Annotated in this window: 16 protein-coding genes; 9 read left to right on the top strand and 7 right to left on the bottom strand. The window is 70.9% G+C overall.

Going from position 1 to position 17,019, the window contains the following annotated elements; translation table 11 throughout:
* Positions 1-199: 199 nt before the first annotated feature.
* A complete protein-coding gene (locus tag ACNI65_RS19910) occupies positions 200-856 on the top strand; it encodes a CAP domain-containing protein (protein ID WP_416758891.1) in 657 nt (218 codons plus the stop codon).
* On the opposite strand, the gene ACNI65_RS19905 is transcribed toward ACNI65_RS19910, so the two are convergent.
* A complete protein-coding gene (locus ACNI65_RS19905; RefSeq protein ID WP_416763660.1) occupies positions 857-1,519 on the bottom strand; it encodes a hypothetical protein in 663 nt (220 codons plus the stop codon).
* 90 nt (positions 1,520-1,609) lie between these two features.
* On the bottom strand, positions 1,610-2,839 hold the full coding sequence (locus ACNI65_RS19900) for a helix-turn-helix domain-containing protein (RefSeq protein ID WP_416758889.1): 1,230 nt from the start codon (positions 2,837-2,839) through the stop codon (positions 1,610-1,612).
* 131 nt (positions 2,840-2,970) lie between these two features.
* Here ACNI65_RS19900 and ACNI65_RS19895 point away from each other — a divergent pair, with 131 nt between their 5' ends.
* Both ACNI65_RS19895 and ACNI65_RS19890 read left to right on the top strand, forming a co-directional pair.
* A complete protein-coding gene (locus tag ACNI65_RS19895) occupies positions 2,971-3,213 on the top strand; it encodes a glutaredoxin family protein (RefSeq protein ID WP_416758888.1) in 243 nt (80 codons plus the stop codon).
* A complete protein-coding gene (locus tag ACNI65_RS19890) occupies positions 3,213-3,833 on the top strand; it encodes a class I SAM-dependent methyltransferase (protein WP_416758887.1) in 621 nt (206 codons plus the stop codon). The genes ACNI65_RS19895 and ACNI65_RS19890 overlap by 1 nt, the downstream gene beginning before the upstream one ends.
* Here ACNI65_RS19890 and ACNI65_RS19885 read toward each other — a convergent pair whose 3' ends face one another.
* On the bottom strand, positions 3,834-4,442 hold the full coding sequence (locus tag ACNI65_RS19885) for a chalcone isomerase family protein (RefSeq protein WP_416758885.1): 609 nt from the start codon (positions 4,440-4,442) through the stop codon (positions 3,834-3,836).
* A gap of 295 nt (positions 4,443-4,737) precedes the next feature.
* Between ACNI65_RS19885 and ACNI65_RS19880 the strand changes: the two genes are divergently transcribed.
* Positions 4,738-5,766 carry a SphA family protein gene (locus tag ACNI65_RS19880; RefSeq protein ID WP_416758884.1) on the top strand — a complete coding sequence of 343 codons (1,029 nt, stop codon included), beginning with the start codon at positions 4,738-4,740 and terminating at the stop codon, positions 5,764-5,766.
* Between the two features lie 48 nt (positions 5,767-5,814).
* Here the strand turns inward: ACNI65_RS19880 and ACNI65_RS19875 are convergent, their stop codons facing one another.
* From ACNI65_RS19875 to ACNI65_RS19865, 3 genes are all read right to left on the bottom strand, one after another.
* On the bottom strand, positions 5,815-6,198 hold the full coding sequence (locus ACNI65_RS19875) for a VOC family protein (protein WP_416763659.1): 384 nt from the start codon (positions 6,196-6,198) through the stop codon (positions 5,815-5,817).
* A gap of 2 nt (positions 6,199-6,200) precedes the next feature.
* Positions 6,201-8,738 (bottom strand): ATP-binding protein, encoded by a 2,538-nt coding sequence (locus ACNI65_RS19870; RefSeq protein ID WP_416758882.1) that lies wholly within the window; start codon positions 8,736-8,738, stop codon positions 6,201-6,203.
* A gap of 130 nt (positions 8,739-8,868) precedes the next feature.
* Entirely contained in the window at positions 8,869-9,342 is a 474-nt protein-coding gene (locus ACNI65_RS19865) for a hypothetical protein (RefSeq protein WP_416758880.1), read from the bottom strand.
* Between the two features lie 298 nt (positions 9,343-9,640).
* Here ACNI65_RS19865 and ACNI65_RS19860 point away from each other — a divergent pair, with 298 nt between their 5' ends.
* The 5 genes from ACNI65_RS19860 (at position 9,641) to ACNI65_RS19840 (ending at position 15,790) form a co-directional block, all read left to right on the top strand.
* Positions 9,641-11,086: an efflux transporter outer membrane subunit gene (locus ACNI65_RS19860; RefSeq protein ID WP_416758878.1), complete on the top strand. Its 1,446-nt coding sequence runs from the start codon at positions 9,641-9,643 to the stop codon at positions 11,084-11,086.
* Entirely contained in the window at positions 11,083-12,285 is a 1,203-nt protein-coding gene (locus ACNI65_RS19855) for an efflux RND transporter periplasmic adaptor subunit (protein ID WP_416758877.1), read from the top strand. The genes ACNI65_RS19860 and ACNI65_RS19855 overlap by 4 nt, the downstream gene beginning before the upstream one ends.
* Positions 12,286-12,287: 2 nt before the next feature.
* Positions 12,288-14,243 (top strand): MacB family efflux pump subunit, encoded by a 1,956-nt coding sequence (locus ACNI65_RS19850; RefSeq protein ID WP_416758876.1) that lies wholly within the window; start codon positions 12,288-12,290, stop codon positions 14,241-14,243.
* Positions 14,244-14,398: 155 nt separating this feature from the next.
* Positions 14,399-14,596, top strand: coding sequence for a hypothetical protein (locus ACNI65_RS19845; protein ID WP_416758875.1), 198 nt, complete (start codon positions 14,399-14,401; stop codon positions 14,594-14,596).
* 138 nt (positions 14,597-14,734) lie between these two features.
* Positions 14,735-15,790: an NAD(P)H-dependent flavin oxidoreductase gene (locus tag ACNI65_RS19840; RefSeq protein ID WP_416758873.1), complete on the top strand. Its 1,056-nt coding sequence runs from the start codon at positions 14,735-14,737 to the stop codon at positions 15,788-15,790.
* Between the two features lie 218 nt (positions 15,791-16,008).
* On the opposite strand, the gene ACNI65_RS19835 is transcribed toward ACNI65_RS19840, so the two are convergent.
* Entirely contained in the window at positions 16,009-16,995 is a 987-nt protein-coding gene (locus ACNI65_RS19835; RefSeq protein ID WP_416758872.1) for an aldo/keto reductase, read from the bottom strand.
* Positions 16,996-17,019: the final 24 nt, after the last annotated feature.

The raw sequence follows: 17,019 nt of genomic DNA, 5'->3' as shown, positions 1-17,019 counted from the left end.
TTGGCTCCCTCGCCCGCGCAGCGGGAGAGGGCGGGGGGTGAGGGCTCTTCGAAGGGCACTGTGCCCTCACACGAGCCCTCACCCCAACCCCTCTCCCGCTGCGCGGGCGAGGGGAATTCCGGCCGGCCGCCATTGAGAGGCTGACGGTTTGGTACGTTTCGTTCCAGAAATCTTTCGAGTCGTTTCCTAAGATGTCTGAATGGACGTCTCTTCCAACAAGCCGGCCCACCGGCAGCTTCCTCTTTCGATGATCGCCTCCGCCTTGCTGGCGTTGGGTCTGGCTGCGTGCGGCGGCGGTGGCGGCGACACGCCGGCCTCCGGCACGACCCCTCCCGTCTCGACCACGCCCACCCCGACTCCCACCACGCCGACCCCCACGGATCCGACTCCGACCGACCCGCCCACGGTCGCCGGCACCTGTGACCTGCCCAACTTCAAGCAGGACCTGCTCACCCGCATCAACGCGCTTCGCGCCGCGGGCGCCAGCTGCGGCAGCTCGGGCACCTTCCCCGCGGTCCCGGCGGTCGCCTGGAACGACAAGCTCACCACCGCCGCCGACGGCCACGCGCTGGACATGGCCAACAAGAACTACTTCAGCCACGACAGCCAGGACGGGCGCAGCTTCTCCACCCGCATCACCAATGCCGGCTACAGCTGGTCCGCCGCCGGCGAGAACATCGCCGCCGGCCAGCCCACCGTCCAGGCCGTGATGGACGCGTGGCGCAACAGCCCCGGCCATTGCGCCAACCTGATGTCGGCCAACTTCGTCGATGTCGGCGTCAGCTGCCGCCCCGCGGCCTCCTCGTCCAACACCTACAGCAAGTACTGGGTGATGGACCTGGCCAAGCCTCGCTGATCAGACCCGCGCCGGACGCCGCACCGCGCGCAGCTTGCCGCTGCCCCCGCCGCCGCAGTACAGCAGCGCGCCGCCGTCCGACTCCAGCCCGCTGACGCCCACGTTGGCGGGCATCGCGAGCCGCTCCAGCACCGCGCCGTCGCGCGGATCCACGCGGCGCAGCTCGCTCTCGTCGCCCTCCCAGGTGCCGTGCCACAGCTCGCCGTCCACCCAGGTCACGCCGGTGACGAAGCGGTTGGACGCGATCGTGCGACGCACCGCCCCGGTCTCCGGGTCGATCTGCACGATGCGCCGGTCCCGATACTGCCCGACCCACAGGCTGCCCTCGGCCCAGGTCAGCCCCGAGTCGCTGCCCTGACCGGACGGCGCCGGGATCGAGCCCACCACGCGCCCGCTCGCCGGGTCGATCTTCTGGATCAGGCCGTCGCCGATCTGATACAGGTGCTGGCCATCGAAGGCCGTGCCGGCATCGGCCGCGCAGGGCAGGGTGCGCTGCACCTCGCCGCTGGCCGGATCGATCGCCAGGAGGCCCAGCGCCGTCGCGGCCCACACGCGATCGCCGTCATGGCTCACGCCATGCACCGCGGGCGCGCCGGGATACGGTCCGTACTCGCGGACGATCTCCGCGGGATGGGGCGACACCAGCCCCTCGTTGGAGGCCATCTCGGCTTGTGCATGCGGATCGCAGGCGTCGGAAGTACTCGTGCTCATCGGGATCTCCTTTGCGACGACCACCGCCGCATGGGTCGCAATCTATCCAGACGGCGGCAAGGCCGGGAGTAACAAGATCGTCGCGAATCCGGTCAGCGCCGGCGCCAGCCAGCGCCGCGCGCGGGCCTGTCCCTGCGCGCGCACGCGTCCTTCGGCTTCGAGCTCCGACAACGCGCGTTGCACCGTGCGCTGGCTCGCGCCCGTGGCCAGCGCGAGCGCCGAGGTCGACCACGCCGTGCCATCGGCCAGCAGGGCCAGCAGCGCGGCGGATTCGCCCTCGATCGGGGGCGCGAGCACGGTGACCGGAACGCCTGGCGCGGCCACCAGCGCGTAGCCGCTGGACGTCGCCTCGATGCCGGCGACCGGCGCCAGCAGGGCGCGCAGCCGGCCGAGCTCCACGCGCAGCCGCGCGCGATGCGTCTCGTCAGCGTGGCGGATGCGGAAGACGCGCAGGATCAATTGATCACGATCGACGCCTTCCGGCCCGGCCTCCGCGAGCAGCCGCGCCAGGCTGAAGAGCACCGGACGCCGCGCGAGATCCACCGCGATCCCGTCACTGCGCACCGCGCGCCGACAGGCGTCGACGACGATCGCGGACGACCGCAGCAGCGCTTCCACCTCCGGCAGGCGCAGCGGCTCACGTTCGCCCGCATCGAGGCGATGCGCGACGGGTTGCGCCATCGTCTCGCGCAGGCTCTCGGCCTCGGCGATCAGCGCCGGCACGCCGGAACGGCGCGCGGCGATCGTCGCGCGATCGAGCGCGCCATGAGCGGCCTCGCTGCGCAGGAAGCGCCAGGCCAGCTCGGCCCGCGTCAGTTCCGCCATCGCCACAAGCGAGGCCGGCAGGGGCGAGGAGGGCGAAGGGGCGGCCTCGGGCAGCGCGCTCGCGGCGTCGTCCAGGCGGCCCAGCAGGATCAGCCGCCGCGCGGCGATCCATCGCGCGAGCAGCGCGTTGGCGCGATCGTCGTGGGCATCGAGGATCGCGGCCGCCTGCAGCAGCGGACGCGGCGGGTCGGCGAGATCGCGCAGCGCGAGCGCCACCTCGGCCTCGGCGACGACGCATCGCGCGCGGGCCACTGCTTCCTTCGCACCGAAGGCCTTGGCGGCGCGGCGCAACAGCTCGCGGGCGCGCGGATGCTCGCCGAGTTGCGCCATCGCGATGCCGCGCATTGCCAGCGCCGGAGGATCGTCGCGCAGGGCCACGCGCTGCAGCGCGCCCAGCGCGTCTCCAGCGGCGAGGCAACGGGCTGCGGCGGTGACCAGGGCATCCATGGAGGCGCAGCTTATGCCAGGCCGCGATCTCAGGCCCGACGACAGGACCGATGCCAGGCCCGATCGCGGGCTAGAGCTCAGGGAGACCCCGCAGCGACGTGTCCGAGGGGCGCCGCATACACTCCCGCCCCATGGAACTGAAGATCGTCGTTTACTCGAAGTCCGCCTGCCCGCAATGCGACACGGCGAAGATGCTGCTCAAGTCCCGCGGGATGGATTTCCAGGAAGTCCTGATCGACGACGAGGCCGAGCGCCTGGCCTTCTACGAGAAGTGCGGCCCGGCCGTGCGCCAGATGCCGCAGGTCTTCATCAACGACCAGCGCGTGGGCGGCGTCACCGGCCTTCAGGCCGCGCTCAAGCAGCTGGGCCGCTGATGGCCGACCTCGACGTCCCCAGCCCGATCGACCTCCGCGAGATGAACGATGCCCGCCAGTGGGCGGACGAGGCCATGGTCAAAAGGCCGTGGCGCACCGAGTTCTTCGCCGCCTTCGCGGAGCAGCTGGAAGCCGGCCACGCGCAGCGCGTGCTGGAACTTGGCTCAGGGCCGGGTTTCCTCGCCGAGCATCTGCTCGGCGCCTTGCCCCAGATCGACTACGTCGCGCTCGATTTCTCGCCGGCCATGCATGCGCTTGCCGAGGAACGACTGGGCAACGCGTCGCGTCGCGTGCGCTTCGTCGAGCGCAGCTTCCGTGAAGCGAGCTGGACCGAGGGACTCGGCGTGTTCGATCACGTCGTCACGAACCAGGCCGTGCATGAACTCCGCCACAAGCGCCACACGCGCGCGCTGCATGAGCAGGTGCGCGGCCTGCTGGCGCCGGGCGGTCGCTATCTCGTCTGCGATCACTTCGCCGGTGTCGGCGGCATGAGCAACGACCAGCTCTACATGAGCATCGAGGAGCAGCGCGTCGCGCTGGCCGAGGCGGGCTTCACCCGCGTGGAGCCCGTGCTGCTCAAGCGCGGGCTGATGCTCTACGCAGCGTCGATCGAGCGCTGATCACTTCGACGGCGCGCCCAGCAGGCCGTCGCGCGTGCTGCCGCGCACCTTCGGGCCGATCCAGACCTTCATCATCATCGGGAAGAAGCTCTCGCCCTGGATGGTGTCGCCGACCTTCTGGCCGTTGACGCTGAACTCGGTCGTCTGCTTCGCAGGGTCGTAGTCGATCACGACCAGGTCGCCCTTGAGCAGCTTCGCGCGATTGCCGAAGACCACGCCCAGCTGCGCGGTCTGGATGATGTTCTTGGAGAACTCCTCGGCCGCGTTCTGACGGATGCGGTCGAGCATCGCGTTGGCCAGGTCCCGCGAGGACACGTCGCGCATCATGTAGAAGGTGATGCGCTTGGCCCCCTTCTCGGCGACCGCCAGTTCCATCGTCGTCTGCTTGCGCGGCAGGTAGAAGGCCACCGCCGTCGAGCGCGTCGACAGGATGCTCGACGTCGCGGCACCGTTCAGCTGCAAGGCCTGGCCATGCACCGTCGCGGCATCCTGGAACTTGTAGCCCTCCACGTCCACCTCGGCGGCGAAGGCATGGCCCGCGGCCGCGGTCAGCGCAAGACCGATGAACAGGGCGTTCCGGGCGGAACGGACGAGAACGGAACGAATCATGGAAAGTCTCCTGCGGGCGTGGCGCTTCATGTTGTAAGGGGGACCGCGGGCCCGTTTGTCGCGATGGCGACGGGGTGTCGGAACCGGGGCGACGCGAGTTCAAGCCGATGGTGACGGCGATCGCGGGCGCTGTGCGGACCGGATTAAAACGCGGCAAGGTGTGGCGCGTCAGCCCCGGAAACTGGGGCCGTGCCTCTAAACGACGGTCTCACGTGACGTTTGGCACAAGCCCCGTGTCGTTCCGCTGGCACGATGCGCCCCGATTCGAAATCCAGAAACATCCGGAGGAGTCCCCGTGTTCATCGACCAATGCCGCGCGCGGCCGTTCGCGCTCGCTGCCACTTTCGTCACGCTCTGCACGCTCGGCACCGCCGCGCACGCCACCGAGAACAGCCAGGTCCGCGCACTGCTCGGCGCGCCGTCCTACGAGATCTCGACGCCGCAGTTCCCCGGCCTGTACGCGCAGTTCTGGTACCAGCATTACGAAGCCGACAAGCTGCGTGACGCCGACGGCAAGACGCCCACGCAGGCGCTGACCGTGCCCGGCGTGGGCACGCTGCCCATCACGGTGAACGGCTCCATCAAGGCCGACGTCTTCGTGCCGCGCCTGACCTGGGTCACCGAGAAGATCGTGGCCGACGGACGCCTGGGCTTCTCCGCCGCGTTCCCGATGGTCAAGCAGACCAACGACTTCACGCTGACGACGGTGCTGCCGGCCGGTCTGCCGACCGCCGCGGCCGCGCAGATCAACCAGCAGCTGAGCGCCGCGGGTGCCGCGCTGTCGGGTCAGCGCAGCGGCATGGCCGATCCCGAGATCGCCGCCTACCTCGACTGGCAGCAGGACGAATCGCGCGTCGCGCTGGGCGTGGCGTTCAATCCGCCGATGGGCTCGTACAACGCCGATCGCGCGGTCAATCCGGGCGCGGGGAAGTTCTGGACGTTCAAGCCGCTGCTGGTGGCGTCGCGCGTGTGGGAGAACGGCTTCGCCGTCGGCCTGCGCGCCACGTACTCGTTCAACACGCGCAATGACGACACCGGCGTGCGTTCGGGCCAGTACCTGCACGCGGACTGGTCGGGCACGTATCAGCTCAACGACCAGTGGAAGTTCGGCGTGCAGGGCTACGTGCTCAAGCAGTTCACCGCCGATCGAGGCGGCGACTCGGCCGCCAACAAGGTGCAGGCGCTGTCCGCCGGCCCGCTGATCGCCTACCTGGCGGAAAGCGGCGACTGGGGCGTGGACTTCAAGGTCATGAAGGAGTTCTCGGTGCGCAATCGCCCCGAGGGCACCGTCACCTGGCTGCGCCTGAACTACCGCCTGAACTGAGCGAGGCCTGAGCAAGGGATCTGGCTGCGCCCTCGCGGCGGATCCCGCTCAGCGCTCGTAGAGCTCCAAGGGCAGGCCGTCGGGGTCCGCGAAGAAGGTGAATCGCTTGCCGGTGAGTTCATCCACGCGCACCGGCTCGACGCTCACGCCCATCGCCTCGAGCGCGCGCTTGCCCGCTTCGACGTCGTCGACCTCGAACGCCAGGTGGCGCAGGCCCTGCGCCTCGGGATACGAGGGCCGCTGGGGCGCGTCGGGAAAGCTGAACAGCTCGATCTGCGTGCCGTCCGGCAGCGCGAGGTCGAGCTTGTACGAGCGCCGCGCCTCGCGGTAGGTCTCCGCGACCACGCGCAGGCCCAGGACCTCTGTGTAGAAGCGCCGCGAGCGCTCGTAGTCGGCGCAGATGATCGCGGCGTGATGCAGTCGCAGCAGCAGGCTCATTCCCCGGTTCCGTTCCTCGACGACCGCCGCGCGGTCATCAGCGTGACGCGTAGCGCGTCGATGTCGACCGGCTTGACCATGTGGTCGTCGAAGCCCGCCTCACGGGTTCGCTCGCGGTCCTGTTCCTGACCCCATCCGGTGAGCGCGATCAGACGCGGCCGCCCGATCGTCGCGCTCATGTCGCGCAGGCGTCGCGCGACCTCGTGGCCGTCCATCTCCGGCATGCCGATGTCCAGCAGGATCGCGTCGGGCCGCCACTCGGTCACCGTGCCCAGCGCCGACGCGCCGTCGTAGGCGACCGCGACCTCCGCGCCCATCAGCCGCAGCAGCTCGGCCGTCGTGTCGGCCGCGTCGCGGTTGTCGTCCACCAGCAGCAGCCGCGCCGTCAAGGGCTCGTCGTCGAGCGTCGCGGCGGCCGCGCTCGCCGCCGGGGCCTCGATCTCCGGCAAGCGGAGCTCGAAACGGCTGCCGTGTCCCAGCCCCGCGCTGCTCGCGCTCAACTGACCGCCGTGCAGGCGGGCCAAGGTCTGCGACAGGCTCAACCCGATGCCCAGACCGCCCTGCGACCGGCTGTGCGATCGATCCAGCTGCGAGAACAGCTCGAAGAGCTGAGGCAGCTGCTCCGGCGCGATGCCGATGCCGGTGTCGGTGACCGTGACGATGGCGTCGCCCGTATCGTTGGCGTCGTCCGTGTCATCCGGCGCGCGCGCGATGTGCACCTCGATGTGGCCGCCGGGATCGGTGTATCGCGCCGCGTTGTTGAGCAGGTTCACCAGCAGCTGCGTCAGTCGGACCGGGTCGCCGCGCACCCAGGGCGGCGGACCATCGAAGCGCAGCGTCAGCCGGTGCTGCTCGCGGTCGATCAGCGGGCGGCTGCTCTCGACGGCGGCATCGACGATGGTGTTCAGGCTCACCGGCTCGTCGCGCAGCGTGATCAGGCCGCGGCTGATGCGCGAGACCTCCAGCAGATCGTCGACCAGCCGCACCATGTGATTGACCTGCCGCTCCAGCAGCTCGCGCAACGGCGCGAAGCGGCCCTCGCGATCGGCCACGCCCAGCAGATGGACCGCGTTGCGGATCGGTGCGAGCGGGTTGCGCAGTTCATGCGCGAGCGTGGCGAGGAACTCGTCCTTGCGCCGATCGGAGCGCAGCAGCCGCTCCTCGCGATCAAGCGCGACCGCCTGGCTGCGGGCGCGCTCGACGGCCACGCGCGTGCGGTGCGCCACCTCGCGGATCAGCGCGACGTCGTCGGCGGTCCAGACGCGCGGCTGCTCGTCGTGCACGAACAGCAGCGCCACGAGCCGGCCCTGTTCCAGTACCGGCACGTTCACCAGCGAGCGCACCCGCATGGCGCCGAAGGCCTCGCGATGACCGTGGGTCAACTCGTGCTCGCGCACGTCGGCGATCACGACGACCTCGTCGCGCTTGAGCGGCTCGGCCAGGCGGCCGTAATCGCCGAAGCGTCGTTCGCCGGCGAGGCTGTCGAAACCGGCCAGCCGCCAGTCGCGCTCGATGCGCACGGTCTCGGTGTCATGGTCCACGGTGCAGTAGCCCGCGCGCGACGCGGTCAGCATCATCCCGAGCATCTGCGCCGAGGCGAAGCCGATGTCCGCGGGCGACGCCCCGACCTCGCGCAATCGCTCGCTCAGGCCGGCCAGCGCCGCGCCGCGCTGCTCGCCGCGCACGCGCGCGGTGACGTCCACGCCCTCGACGAAGATGTGCGTCACGGCGCCCTGTTCATCGCGGATCGGCTGATAGACGAAGTCCAGGAAGTGCTCGCGCGACTGGCCGTCGGACGACTCCACCACGAACAGCGCGGCCTGCGCGGTGTAGGCCCGGCCGGTCGCGTAGACCGCGTCGAGCAGCCCCACGTAGCCTTGCGCGGCCGCGTCGGGCAGCGCATCGACGACACGGCGTCCGATCACGTCGCGGTCGCCGATCAGCCGCTGATAAGCGGGGTTGACGATCTCGAAACGGTGCTCCGGACCGGCGAGCACCGCCATGAAGCTCGGCGCCTGCTCGAAGAGCATGCTCAGCCGCGCGCGTTCGCCGCTCACGCGGCGTTCGGCCTGCACCTTGCCGGTGGTCTCGACGACGATGGCCATGACCCCTGCCGGTTGACCGGCGTCGTCCAGCAGCGGCGAGTAGTCCAGGTTCAGCCAGGCGCTCTCGGCGCGGCCATGCCGATGCAGCACCAGCTCCTGGTCCTCGTAATGCAGCGTGCCGCCGGCCAGGCCGACGCGCATGACGTGGTCGTTGAAGTCGGCGACCTCGGGCCAGCCCTCGCGGACATTGCTGCCCAGCAGCTGGGGATGCCGCGTGCCGGCGAACACGCCGTAGGCGTCGTTGTAGATCATGACGCCGGGTTCGCCCCACAGCATCACGATCGGCGTGCGCGAGCGCAGCATCAGCGCGGTGGCATGGCGCACGTGGTCGGGCCAACCGGCGATCGGACCCAGCGCGGTGCGCTCCCAGTCGAAGGCGGCGATGAGCCGGGCCATGTCGCCACCGCCGGCCAGGAAGGGCCAGGTCACGGGGGGATCGGAAGGGACGAACAAGCGAGCTCCCGCGAGGTCAGGGTTCCGGGGAGTATCGGTCCAACACGAACGCGGCCCCGGCGCGCCCCACGGGCGCGAGCGCGTCTGGCAAGCGGCGTGCCGAGGGTCAGCGGTCGGCGCTGTCGCTGCTGGCGACCAGTTCGCCCTTGGCGGCGACGAAGCGGTAGTCGCCGGCCGGCGTGCCCTCATCGTCGGGGACGTCCAGGGCGTAGGTGTGCAAGTGGACCGACGCGCCGCCATCGTCGAACTGGCAATGGCCGCCCACGCGCGCGCCCTTGGCGACGCGGCGCTCGATGTCGTCCTCGTCGTCATGGACCTCGGCGTTGATCCACACATAGTCCAGCCCATGCGGGCCGCGCTCGAACGAGGTCGAGCGCACCGGCTGCCCGTGAAGCATGGGGCGCAGCAGCGCGACGCAGCGGTCATGCTGCGCGATCTCCTGGGCGCTGAGCGGCTCCTGGCGTCCCGCGGCATCGGCCTCGCAGGCGCTCAGCATCACGGCGAGGGGAAGGGACAGCAACACCGCGACCGTGGCGCTCACCGCGGTCGCAGGGCGCTGGAACGATCGAATGTCAGTCACGGCTACTCCTGGTCGTCTGGCTTGACGACCTCGACAGGCTAGCTGTCTTGCGTCAAGCGCGTGTGAATGGGGTTGTTGCGCGGCATGCGCACGTCGCGCGCGACGTCCCATGAATCCGGCTGTGTGTCGACTTGCGTCAGGTCTGACATCGGGTTTTACCGCTGCGTAAATTCGCCCGCTTCGCCCTGATGCATCATTCGCGGCACTGTCCGAAGACCGGGTCGACCTGCCCGTTGCCTTGACGATGCCTCGACCCCCGCTCCTGTCTCAATCCCCAGCGTCTCCATCCCGCATTCCGGTGGCGTGGCGCTCCGCGATCGCGGTGGCCATCGCCACGATGCTGACGGCCTGCGTGAACCTCGCGCCCGACTATCAGCGGCCCGCTCCCGCCGTGCCCGAGCGCACCGCGGCCGCCATCCCCGCGACCACCGATGCCGCGACGCTGGACGGGCAGGCGGTGTTCCTGGACGAGCGCCTGCGAACCGTCGTCGCGCTGGCGGTGCGCGAGAACCGCGACCTGCGTGTCGCCGCGCTGCAGGTCGAGCAAGCGCGTGCCGCGTTCCGGCAGACCGACGCGCAGCGCCTGCCCACGCTGAACGCCTCGGCGGCGGCTAGCCGTTCGGGCGCGGCGGGACAGGTCTCGCAGCAGGTGTCGCTGCAACTGGCGATGGCCAGTTATGAACTCGACTTCTTCGGACGCGTGCGCAACCTCAGCGCGTCGGCCGAGCAGTCGCTGCTGGCCTCCGTCGAATCACGGCGCAGCGTCCAGATCACGCTCGTCGCGGAGACCGCCAGCGCGTGGCTCAGCTGGGCCTCGGACCTGGAGCGTCAGCGCCTGGCGCTTCAGACGCTGGAGAGCCAGGAACGCTCGCTCGCGCTGACGCAGCGCCGTCATGCAGCGGGTGCGGTGTCGGGGCTGGTGCTCGCGCAGGCGCAGACCGCGGTCGAGAACGCACGCGCCGACGCGCTGACCTATCCGGCGACGCTCGCGCAGGATCGGCATGCGCTGGAGCTGCTGCTGGGCGCCTCGCTGCCGACGGCGCTCGAGCCCCGCGCGTCCGATGCGCTGGCCACGGTCAGCCTGCTGGTCGACCTGCCGGCCGGCGTGCCTTCGAGCGTCTTGCAGCGCCGTCCCGACGTGATGGCCGCCGAGCACGCGTTGATCGGCAAGCACGCCGACATCGGCGCCGCGCGTGCCGCGCGCTTCCCGTCCATCAGCCTGACCGCCGGCGCGGGCACCGGCAGTTCTGCGTTGTCGGGCCTGTTCCAGGCGGGCAGCGGCACCTGGAACTTCGGACCGTCGGTGGCGCTGCCGATCTTTGATGGCGGCGCGCGCGAGGCCGCGGTGCGCCAGGTCGAGACCGGCCGCGACATCGCGCTGGCCACCTACGACAAGACCGTGCAGACCGCGTTCCGCGAGGTCGCCGATGCCTTGGCCGTGCGCGCCACGCTGGCGGACCGGTTGACCGCGCAGCAGGCGTTGCTCGCGTCGGCAGAGCGTCAGCTGCGGCTGGCGGAAACGCAGTACCGCGTGGGCAGCACCACCCAGCTGGACCTGCTGGACGCGCAGCGCTCGCTGGTCGGCGCGCAGCAGTCGCTGGTCACGCTGCGGCTGAGCGAGCAGCTCAATCGGATCACGCTCTACAAGGTGCTGGGCGGCGGGTGGCTGGCGGGACAGGCGGAACAAGCAGAGCAAGCGGCACTGGCTGAACAAGCGACGCCGGTGCGGGAGACGAGTCAATGAAGCAGTGGATGAAACCGGGCCGCCTCGTGGCGGTCGCGGTGGTCGTGGTGATCGCGGCGCTGGCGGTGAAGGCGATCTGGCTCAGCCCGCCGCCACCGCCGCAGGTGACGTCGGCCGCGGTGGAACGCGGCGACCTGGAGGTCAGCGTGCTGGCCACCGGCACGATCAACGCCTTCAAGATCGTCAGCGTCGGCGCGCGAGCGACCGGCGAGGTGAAGCGCCTGGCGGTGGCGCTGGGCGAGAAGGTCAAGGAAGGTCAGCTGATCGCGGAGATCGACGCGCTCACGCAGCAGAACGCGCTGCGCGACGCGCAGGCCCAGCTGCGCAGCGCCGAGGCGCTGCTCAACTCGCGCAAGGCGACGCTGGCGCAGGCCGGCCTGAGCGCCCGCCGCCAACGCGAGCTGGCCGCGGCGGATGCAGGCGCACGCGCGGACCTGGAGGCCGCCGAGGCGGCGCTCAACACCGCGAGCGCCGACGTCGAGTCCCAGCAGGCGATGGTCGCGCAGGCGCGCATCAACGTGGACTCGGCGCAGGTGAACCTCGCCTACGCGCGGGTGCTGGCGCCGATGGACGGCACCGTCGTGGCCATCGTGACCGAGCAGGGGCAGACGGTGAACGCGGCGCAGACGGCGCCGACGATCATCAAGCTCGCCCGGCTGGACACGATGACGATCAAGGCGCGCATCTCCGAGGCCGATGTGCCGCGCGTGAAGCCCGGCATGCCGGTGCACTTCTCGCTGCTTGGCGAGCCCGACCGCCGCATCCAGGCCACGCTGCGCGCGGTGGAGCCCGGCGACACGACGCTGGCCGACACCACGAGCGCGACGACGTCCACGTCCAGCTCCTCCAGCAGCACGAGCGCGATCTACTACAACGGCATCTTCGACGTTCCCAATCCCGACGGCACGCTGCGCATCAACATGACGGCCCAGTCGACCATCGTGCTGGCGCAGGCCAAGGCGGCGTTGTCGATCCCGGTGGCGGCGCTGGGCGCGCATGACGCCAAGGCCGATCGCTACCAGGTCCGCGTGCTCGGCCCCGAGGGCCGCATCGAGGCGCGCTCGGTGCGCGTCGGGTTGAACAACCGCGTGCGCGCGCAGGTGCTGGACGGGCTGAAGGAGGGTGAACGCGTGGTCACCGCCGAGGCCGCGCCGCCGGGCGCATCGGCCGAGGGGCGTCGTCCGCCGCCGCGGATGTGAGCATGGCGGCGCTCCTGGAACTGCGCGGCCTGGTCCGCGAATACCCCGCCGGCGAGGGCACCGTCGCGGTGCTGCGCGACGTCGACCTGACGATCGAGGCCGGCGAGATGGTCGCCATCATGGGGCCGTCGGGCTCGGGCAAATCGACGTTGATGAACATCCTGGGCTGCCTGGACCGGCCCACGCGCGGCAGCTACCGCGTGGCGGGTCAGGCGACCGGCGCGATGGGGCCCGACGAGCTCGCCCGGCTGCGGCGCGAGCACTTCGGTTTCATCTTCCAGCGCTACCAGCTGCTGGACGACCTGGACGCCGTGGGCAACGTCGAGATCCCGTCGATCTACGCCGGCGCGCGCACCGAGCACCGCCATGCCCGCGCGAAATCCCTGCTCGCGCGACTGGGCCTGGGCGAGCGGCTGCATCACCGGCCGGGGCAGCTGTCCGGCGGTCAGCAGCAGCGCGTGTCGATCGCGCGCGCGCTGATGAACGGCGGCGACGTGATCCTGGCCGACGAGCCCACCGGCGCGCTCGACCAGGCCAGCGGCCGCGAGGTCATGAAGATCCTCGAGGAACTGCATGCCGACGGCCACACCGTGATCCTGGTGACGCACGACGCGCAGGTCGCGGCGCATGCGGAACGGGTGATCGAGATCAGCGATGGCGTCATCGTCGCGGACCGCCGCCAACCCGAGGCGGGCGCGCCGGCGGTGCTGGCCAAGCCCGATGCCGGGCCGTCGGGACCGGCGTGGGCCGCCGTGGTCGGGCGCGTCGCCGAGGCCACGCGCATGGCGCTCAAGGCCATGCTGGCCCACCGGCTGCGCACGCTGCTGACGATGCTGGGCATCATCATCGGCATCGCCTCGGTGGTGTCGGTGGTCGGCCTGGGGCAGGGCACGCGCGAGAAGGTGCTGGCCGACATCAGCGCCATGGGCACCAACACCATCGACGTCATGCCGGGCGAGGGCTTCGGCGATCGCCGCGCCGGCGCGATCCGCACGCTGCGCGCGGGTGATGCGGACGCGCTCGCGCAGCTCGATTACGTCGACAGCGTGACGCCCTCGGTGGGCGTGAGCGCGGGCCTGCGCTATCGCAACGTGGACGTCAGCGCCACCGTGACCGGCGTGGGCGAGCAGTACTTCCGCGTCAAGGGCTACACGCTGGCGCAGGGCCGTGCCTTCGACACCGCGGCGGTGCGCTCGCAGGCGCAGGACGCGGTCATCGACGAGAACGCGCGCAAGACGCTGTTCCCCAACGGCGAGCCCGCGCTGGGCGAGGTCATCCTGCTGGGCACGGTGCCGGTGCGCATCGTCGGGGTGACGGCCAAGAAGGCGAGCGCCTTCGGCAACGACGACGCGATCAACATCTGGGTGCCCTACACGACGGCGATGAGCCGCATGACCGGGCAAGACTACCTGCGCGGCATCACGGTGCGGGTCAACGACGCGGTGCCCAACGCCGCGGCGGAGCAGGGCATCCGGACGCTGCTGACGCAGCGCCACGGCGCCACCGATTTCTTCCTGTTCAACACCGACAGCATCCGCCAGACGGTGGAGCAGACCACGGCGACGATCACGCTGCTGATCTCGTCGATCGCGCTGATCTCGCTGCTGGTCGGCGGCATCGGGGTGATGAACATCATGCTGGTGTCGGTGACGGAGCGCACCGGCGAGATCGGCGTGCGCATGGCCGTGGGCGCGCGCCAGGGCGACATCCTGCGCCAGTTCCTGATCGAGGCGGTGCTGGTGTGCCTGATCGGCGGCGGGCTGGGCGTGTCGCTGGCGGTTGGGGCCAGCCTGCTGTTCAACCACTTCGCCGCCGGCGCGGGCTTCCGGATGATCGTGTCGATGACGGCGATCGGCGGCGCCTTCGCGGTGTCCTCGCTGATCGGCGTGATCTTCGGTTTCCTGCCCGCGCGCAACGCCGCGCGGCTCGACCCGGTGGAGGCCCTGGCCCGGCCGTGATCGGCGCGTGGGGCAGGCGGCGTCTGGTTCCCCGGTCTGTCGGTTGAGGCTGCAGTTCGTCGTCGCGGGACGACGGGCTGTCGGAGGACGGGTGAGGGGCGGCGCGGCGGACCTAGACTGCGCGCCAACATCAACACTCCCCGAGGGAACCCACCATGAACATCCGTCCGCTGACCCTGCTGATCGCCGCCGCCACCACCCTCCTGAGCACTGGCTGCGTGATCGCCCCGAACTCCACCGAGGCCAACACCCAGCGCATGGACGACGTGCGCAAGATGAGCGAGCAAGCCACCGCCACTTGCGGCAACGGCAACGTCAAGGAAGTGAATTCCAAGAGCTTCACCTGCAAGTGACGCTCGCGGCGGTGGCCCTCCAAGGCCGCCCCGCCGCGGGTCTCCGCAGGCCGCCCCTCCAATGGGAGGGCGGCTGACAAGGGCATGGGCCTTGCGCGATCATCGCGTCTCCGTTCGAGACGTCCAGGATCCGCCGCCATGCCCACTTCCAGCGCGCCTTTCGCTCCGTTCTTCCTCGGCACCCGGTTGCCGCTGATCCAGGCGCCGATGGCGGGCGTGCAGGATGCGCGGCTCGCCGTCGCGGTGAGCAACGCGGGCGGACTGGGTTCGCTGCCGGCCGCGATGCTCACGCCCGAGGCGCTGCGCACGCAGCTGCAGGCGCTGCGCGACGGCACGACCAAGCCGTTCAACGTCAACTTCTTCGCCCACACACCGCCCGCGGCCGACGAGGCCCGCGAGGCGGGATGGCGGCACCGGCTCGGCGCGTACTACGCCGAGTTCGGCATCGACCCCGCCACGATCGCCGCGGGGTCGGGGCGCCAACCCTTCACCTCCGACATCGCCGATCTGGTCGAGCCGTTCCGGCCGCCGGTGGTGAGTTTCCATTTCGGCCTGCCGGCGCCCGAGCTCATCGCGCGCGTGAAGGGCTGGGGCAGCCTGGTGCTGGGCAGCGCGACGACGGTGGATGAAGCGCGCTGGCTCGAGGCGCACGGCGCGGATGCCGTGATCGCGCAGGGCTGGGAAGCGGGCGGCCATCGCGGCCATTTCCTCAGCGACGATCTGACGCGCCAGCCCGGCACGATGGCCCTGCTGCCGCAGATCGTGCGCGCGGTGAAGGTGCCGGTGGTGGCCGCGGGCGGCATCGTCGACGCGCGGGGCATCCGCGCGGCGCTGGCGCTGGGCGCATCGGCCGTGCAGCTGGGCACGGCCTTCCTGCTGTGCGAGGAAGCCACGACGAGCGCGCCGCATCGCGCCGCGCTGCGCGACCCGGGGCATCACCACACGGCGGTGACGAATCTCTTCACCGGCCGCCCGGCGCGCGGCATCGTCAATCGCTTGATGCGCGAGGTCGGGCCGCTCAATGAGGTCGCACCGCAGTTCCCGCTCGCGACCTCCGGCATCGCGCCGCTGCGCGCCAAGGCCGAGGCGCAAGGCAGCGGCGACTTCTCGCCGCTGTGGGCGGGGCAGAACTTCGCTGCACTGCGCGAGATCGGCGCCGCCGCGCTCGTCACCGAGCTCAGTGCGGCGTTCTGACGAGCTACGGCGTCAGCCCTTTGAGCTCCCTCGCCCGCGAAGCGGGAGAGCAACGGGGTCACTCGGTGCGCCTTGAGCCCCCTCGCCCGCGAAGCGGGAGAGGGCGGGGGGTGAGGGCTCTGCGAAGGACGCCGTGCCCTCACACGAGCCCTCACCCCAACCCCTCTCCCGCTCCGCGGGAGAGGGGCTTCCTCTAGGCCGCAAACGGAGCCTTGAGCTCAGGGCAGCGGCGCGCCGCGCGCGGCTTCGTACAGCGCGTACCACTCGCCGCGGCTGAGCTGCACGCGCAGCGCGTCGCCGCACGCGCGGATGCGCTCGGGATTGGCGCTGCCGATCACCGGCTGGATGCGCGCCGGATGCTTCATCAGCCACGCCAGCAGGATGCCCTCGGTGCTGACGCCGTGCGCGTCCGCGAGCTGCCGCACCAGCGCGCGCGCCGCTTCGTCGGCCGGATCCTGCGCGGTGTCGCCGCTGAAACGTCCCCGCGCCAGCGCGGCCCAGGCCTGCACCTGGATGCCGTGCTGCTGGCAATGCTCCATCGTGCCCGGCCACGCCAGCGCGCCCGGACGTGCCCCGGCCTGACGATCGTTGAAGCAGGTGCCCGCGTCCAGCGGCTCCAGATGACCCAGGCCCAGCTCCAGCTGGTTGACCACCAGCGGCTGCGCCAGCGCGCGGCCCAGCCAGGCCATCTGGCCGGCGTTCATGTTGGACACGCCGAAGTGTGAGACCTTGCCCGCGTCGCGCAGGCGCTGGAAGGCCTCGGCGATCTCGTCCGGCTGCATCAGCGGATCGGGACGATGCAGCAGCAGGATGTCCAGGCGCTCGGTGCCCAGGCGCTTCAGGCTGGCCTCGACCGCCTCGACGATGTAGCCGCCCGACAGGTCGTAGCGCTTGGGACCGCCCTCGTCGGCGAAGCGGATGCCGCACTTGCTCTGCAGCACGATGCGATCGCGCAGCGAGGGCTGGCGCTTGAACAGCGCGCCGAACACCGACTCGGCCTTGCCGAAGGTGTAGATGTCGGCGTGATCGAACAGCGTGACGCCGATGTCCAGCGCCGCGTCGACGGCGGCCTGGGCGTGGTCGACGTCGGCCTCGGTCCAGGGTTGACGGTCCCAGCCGCCGCCCAGGCCCATGCAGCCGTAGGCGAGCGGGCTGGCGGTGGGGAGGTGCTGCTGCAGCGGGAGGAGGGGGCTCACGGAACTCATGGCGGGACCTGCGTCGTGTGGGAG

The sequence above is a fragment of the Roseateles sp. So40a genome (assembly GCF_048081605.1).
GTDB lineage: Bacteria > Pseudomonadota > Gammaproteobacteria > Burkholderiales > Burkholderiaceae_C > Roseateles.
The sequence above is the reverse complement of the archived record's forward strand: the minus strand, read 5'-3'. Positions and strand labels throughout refer to the sequence as shown.